Source organism: Homoserinimonas sp. (assembly GCF_056262345.1).
The window spans coordinates 1-4,874 of the sequence record NZ_JBACFR010000121.1; the positions used below are offsets into that span (position 1 = coordinate 1).

4 protein-coding genes and 1 pseudogene are annotated in these 4,874 nt (G+C 66.4%); 2 read left to right on the top strand and 3 right to left on the bottom strand.

The genetic code is table 11. From position 1 onward, the window contains the following. A pseudogene (locus tag AC062T_RS06230) lies at positions 1-388 on the top strand (TetR/AcrR family transcriptional regulator); the annotation flags it as partial. Here the strand turns inward: AC062T_RS06230 and AC062T_RS06235 are convergent. The 3 genes from AC062T_RS06235 to AC062T_RS06245 all read right to left on the bottom strand — a co-directional run bounded on the left by AC062T_RS06235 (position 385) and on the right by AC062T_RS06245 (position 4,074). Continuing rightward, positions 385-1,047, bottom strand: a complete 663-nt coding sequence (locus AC062T_RS06235; RefSeq protein WP_476028386.1) for a YoaK family protein — start codon at positions 1,045-1,047, stop codon at positions 385-387. The pseudogene AC062T_RS06230 and the gene AC062T_RS06235 overlap by 4 nt on opposite strands. Before the next feature lie 98 nt (positions 1,048-1,145). Beyond that, on the bottom strand, positions 1,146-2,909 hold the full coding sequence (locus tag AC062T_RS06240; RefSeq protein WP_476028388.1) for an Ig-like domain-containing protein: 1,764 nt from the start codon (positions 2,907-2,909) through the stop codon (positions 1,146-1,148). A 70-nt stretch (positions 2,910-2,979) separates the two neighbouring features. Next, the gene (locus AC062T_RS06245) at positions 2,980-4,074 is read right to left on the bottom strand and encodes a serine hydrolase domain-containing protein (RefSeq protein WP_476028390.1); all 1,095 of its coding nucleotides are present in this window, start codon (positions 4,072-4,074) and stop codon (positions 2,980-2,982) included. Positions 4,075-4,254: 180 nt separating this feature from the next. Here AC062T_RS06245 and AC062T_RS06250 point away from each other — a divergent pair. Continuing rightward, positions 4,255-4,874, top strand: a 620-nt coding sequence (locus AC062T_RS06250) for a MerR family transcriptional regulator (protein ID WP_476028392.1), incomplete at its 3' end; no start/stop codon positions are given.

The following is a 4,874-nucleotide window of genomic DNA, read 5'->3' on the forward strand; positions in this document are numbered from 1 at the left end:
GGCGACCTCGGCGTGGATCGAGCGCACCATTTTCACCCGGCAGGAGTCGGACTCCATCTTTGACGTGCCCCTCGCGATCCATGAGGCGATGGAGGCTTACGACCGCCGCCCGGAACTTGCACACGTCGTGGCCGAAACAGCGATGCGGGGTGTCAACGGCTCCGAGCCTGCGCCGCAGCGGGATCGCTTCGATGCTCTCCTGCGCGCCGAGGTGCCGTCGCTGGGCGAACCCGAGCGACGTCTCCTCGTCGCCGCGCTGTGCCACCTAGATTCTTCAGCGACATGGGTGACCATGCGGCGAGAGACTGGCCTGCAGGGTCGGGATATCGCTGACGCTGCCCGGTGGGCCGCAGAGACGCAGCTCGAGCCGATCCGCGCCGCCAGCTAGGGTCGCCCCGCGACCGTGGGTCGGTAGCGCCACCACACAACAACGGCAAGCCCCGCGAGTGCGACCACCGCGGCCAGAGACGCGACATCGCCCAGCATGACGAAGCCGAGAGCACCGAATCCACCGCCCAGCGCGAGGGCACCCCACAGCATGAGCGGCCTACGCCAAGCGGCACCCGATGCACGGCCAGTAATCGCATCCGCAATCCCGATGCCGAGGCTCACCAGGGTGCCGGTCGCATAGGTGACGGCGATACGCGCCCGACCTTCAGCGAGAAACAGCGTGTTGAGGATGCCCATGGCCGCCGCGACGACCACGAAACGCCACGGCGACGCCCACGGGGTCAGCCCCCACAGCGTGGAGACGAGCAGCCCTCCGGCCGCCAACCAGAGGATGAGTGATTGCGGGTGGTGAGCGCGGAGTGCATTCAGAAGCGCGCCGGCGATAACCCCCAGCACGAAGGCGCCCACGAGACTCAGTCCGAGCAGCGCGAAACCGAACGCGCCCTCGACAAGGCCGACCGCGGCCTGCGTCGAGTTGCCGCTCATGAACGAGACGAAAAGCCCGCCCGTTCCCAAGAAGCCGATGGCGTCGACATAGCCTGCGACAGCGGCGAGCGCGATCGATAGCGCCAATCCGCGGCGAGACACACTGCGCATGGGGACCCCTCTCTGCCCCTATTCTCTCGCGCGCGCCTCACCGCTCACAAAAGCGCCCCGCCTCTCGGGTTCACCCGTGGCGGCGCCGATTCGGGATGCTACGCGTTGCTGAGCCCAATTCGCCGACGCAGGGCGAGGATCGCCCCTAACGTCACCAGCGAGCCCCCCAGCGCGAGCGTCTCCACGAGATAGTCGTCACCGATGCCCGTCGCCGCCAGCCTCGCTTGCGCGAGTGACGCGTTGGGGTCGTCGAGGTTGACCCAGACCGACCGCACCCCTGACATCGAGCGCACCTCAACGCGATGGCGTCCCGGTTCAAGAGACGCGGGAACGGTGAATACGAGGCGCGCAATCCCGTGGGAATCCGCAGTCGCCATCCCGAGATAGCGCGGCGTCGAATAGAGGTAGAAGTGCACGGTCTCACCGGGGGCGAGACCTTCGACGGTGACGAGCTGCGAAGCACCCTGCTGCAACTGCGCTTTCGTTTCGATCACGACGCTATCTCCAGGTGCTTGGCCGCCGACCGCTGGGTTTCGGTGAAGCGAGAATGACGCGGGTGCGCTCGTCGATGTGTCGACCGTGGCGGATCCTCGATACTGGGCGACGTAGTGATAGGTGCCGTCTGCAATGGTCGATGGCACCTGGGCGGTGGCTCGCCCGCCGGTGAGGGTCGCTGTCAAGGTCGGGCCGCCGGCTGCAGTGAAGGTCACGAGGCCCCCGTCCGCGACCGCGCTTGTCGAGGTGACCTGTGCGGTCAGCGTGAGTGGTGCGGTGAGCTCGCCACTGGGGGAAACGCTGACCGTCGTCCTCGACGCTGCTCGCTCCAGGGTGACGCCCACGACGCCGCTCGTGCTGGGCAGGTACCAAGCATTCCCGTGTGAGTTGTCGGGCACAAACTCAACCACCAGGGCCGTCTCGCCGAAGGTTTCCGGAGTGTAGGCCGCCCATACTTGCTGCCCGGTCACAGAAGACTGTTCGTGCAAGGCGGTTCCAGATTTCTGACCGGTGTCGGTGGCTCTGTACCAACGGAACGTGCCCGGCACCACGGCGGGGTTCCCGGCGAGGTTTGTCGCGGTGACCGCCGCCGTGAGGGCCGTCGACTCTCCACTCAAGAGCGTCGCTGGCGCGGCCGACGCCGTGACCGTGGTGGGCCGGGTTTCCAGGATCACGACCGCACGGTTGGCGCTTGCGAAACCCCACGACTCATCACCGCCGAAGTGCGCCGAGATATCGAGGGCGCCGAGGCCGAGTGCAGAAACATCAAGAGCGAACTCTGCGCACCCGTCCGCATCCAGGGCGGCGTTCGCAGTGACGCGCTCAAAGTTGATGTTTTCGTTCACTGAGAGGGTGAGCACACCCGCCGGATCCCCGTATGCCGAGGTCACACACGCCGATATCGCCAGGGTGGTTCCGAACGGCGATCGCGCCCGGGCGGTCACCGTCACTGTTGCGGGCTTGGTCACGGTGAGCGCCACAGGTGCGCTCCAGGTCGCGGCGCCCGATGGCAGCGGGGTGAACTTCACCACAATGTGCTGTGCCCCCAGAAGAGACGGCGGGAGCAGGTACCTCACGATCACGTGCCCGCCGCTGGTCTCTAGATCGCTAAGCAGCGGGTCCCCTTGGGGTACACCGTGCGCGTCAGAACGATAGACGTCGAAGGTGCCATCCAGAAGGTCGGGCCCCGACACAGCCCGAGCCCATACCTCCACCTCATTACCGACCGCCGCGCTTCGAGGGTTGATATCCAGAAGGACAGTCGTCGCGGGGGTCGCTTCCGCTATGGAGGGGCGGGACACCGGTGAGTGCAGCAACACCAGCGTCAGCACAATGCCGACGGTAATCATCCAACTGCGTTTAATCACTTACTTGTCCGCCTGCACCCCGCCAATATACAGGAACCCGGGCATGCGACCGCGGCAGCGGCGCACTCCCTCACTGCAGATCGCCGAATAGCTCCATGATCTGTGGACCCATCTCGACCTGAGTCACAAGGATTCGGAACGATCCGTCTGGGTTGATGAAGAAGTCCGTGCCCTGACCTCCTGACCAGCCATAGCGCCCGGCATGCTCACCCTCGGTCTCTACTGCGACGCCGAGGCCCCACCCTGTGCCGTTCCAGAATCCGGGAAAAAAGAAGCTGTCCGGCGTCTTGATCGCGGCGGGCACCTGGTCGGTTCGCAGCTGCTCGACAAGTTCCGGATCGAGGAAGGGGCGCCCGCGGTGCCGGCCGCCTGAGGCAAGCATGAGGGTGAACTCTGCATAGTCGGCTGCCGTCGACACCAGTTCAGCGTGGCTGAGGTCGAAGGGCGCCGGCTCAACATAGAACCCGGCACCAGCGGGCTCCACCTCAACGAGGCCGCGCTGCGGGTCATGCCGGTAGGCAGCGGGCAGCCGGTGGGCTTTCTCACGCGGAACCACGTGGCCCGTGTCAACCATGCCGAGCGGGTCGAACAGACTCTGGCGCAGGTGGTCGCCCAATGGCGCCTCGACGACGCGGGAGAGAAGGATCCCCAGGATGCCGAACGAGTGATGGTAGCGCCACCCGGTGCCCGGCTGGAACATCAGAGGCAGCGACGCCATGGCATCCAACCAGTCCTGCGCCCCCATCGCTACCGGTTCCGCACCCGCGTCGGTGCGGTTCTCCCGCATCGCATCCTGGAGGGGCGACGGTGCGGTGGTTGCCCCGTATCCCGACGTGTTTGTTAGCAGGTGACGCACGGTGATCGGCTTCGCAGCCACGGTGTCGGATAGCGGCGACTCCGGCGTGCGCAGCACGCGGCGATCCGCAAGTTCGGGCAGCCACGTGTCGACCGGGTCATCCAGGGTCAGGCGGACGGCCTGCACGAGTTGCAGGGTCGCGACCGCCAGAATCGGCTTGGTCATCGACTGGATGCGCACGATGGCGTCTGCGGCGAGGTCTCCTGCGGCGAAGGTCTCGACGGGGCCGTCCACGGAGCCAGCGGTCACGACGATGCCCGGTGCCGTGCCGCGCGCCACGTGCGCGTCCAAGGTGTGCAGTGTGCTCACTGTGCCTCGAGTCGAAGGTTGAGTCGGTTCTTCTGGCCATCCATTAGACCGCGACGGTGGGCGCGGGGCAAGGGTGGGAAGCATCCAGCACTCACCCCGGTACGTGCCTCGAGTTGCACCTCCCGTAGCGTTATGTGATCAGGTGGACTCACATCCCGCCCCCTCAGGAAGGCCCCGCTCATGTTTTCGTCCTTCGTTCCGCCGCGCCGAGTCAAGATCGGTCACGCGGCATCGTTCGTGGGCACGACACCGCGGGCGATCCGTCACTATCACCAGATCGGGCTGCTCGCCGAGCCAGAACGGGGAAGCGACGGCCGCCGCCTTTACGGCTACGAAGAGATGATCCGGCTGCTGTGGATCCGCAAGATGGCCGACGCGGGCATCGCCCTGGAGGACATCCGTGATGCCTTTGCTGACACAGCGACTGCCGGTGCCGACAGCGACCGGGATGTCGCGGGCATCCTGGAACGGCTGGAGAGAACGCTCGCCACCCAGGAAGCAGAGCTGCGGCGGCAGCGGGCGGCCGTGCAGCGCATGCGCAAGCAAGGAAGCAGGATGGGCCTGCTCTCCGATTTCGTCGCCAGCCGCCTCGAGGATCTGCCGGGAGGCTCCCTACGCCAGGCGGACCTGGATAACCTGCTGGTCATGGAGCGGATATTCAGCCCGCTCGGCGCGGCCGTCAACGCCACCCGTTACATCGCCCTAGCCACCCATCCGAGTCTGCGAGAGGCATCCGACCGCGTTGATGCCGCCGAGGAGGCGCTCGACGACACGGTCGCTGTCGACGACCCCCGAGTGGC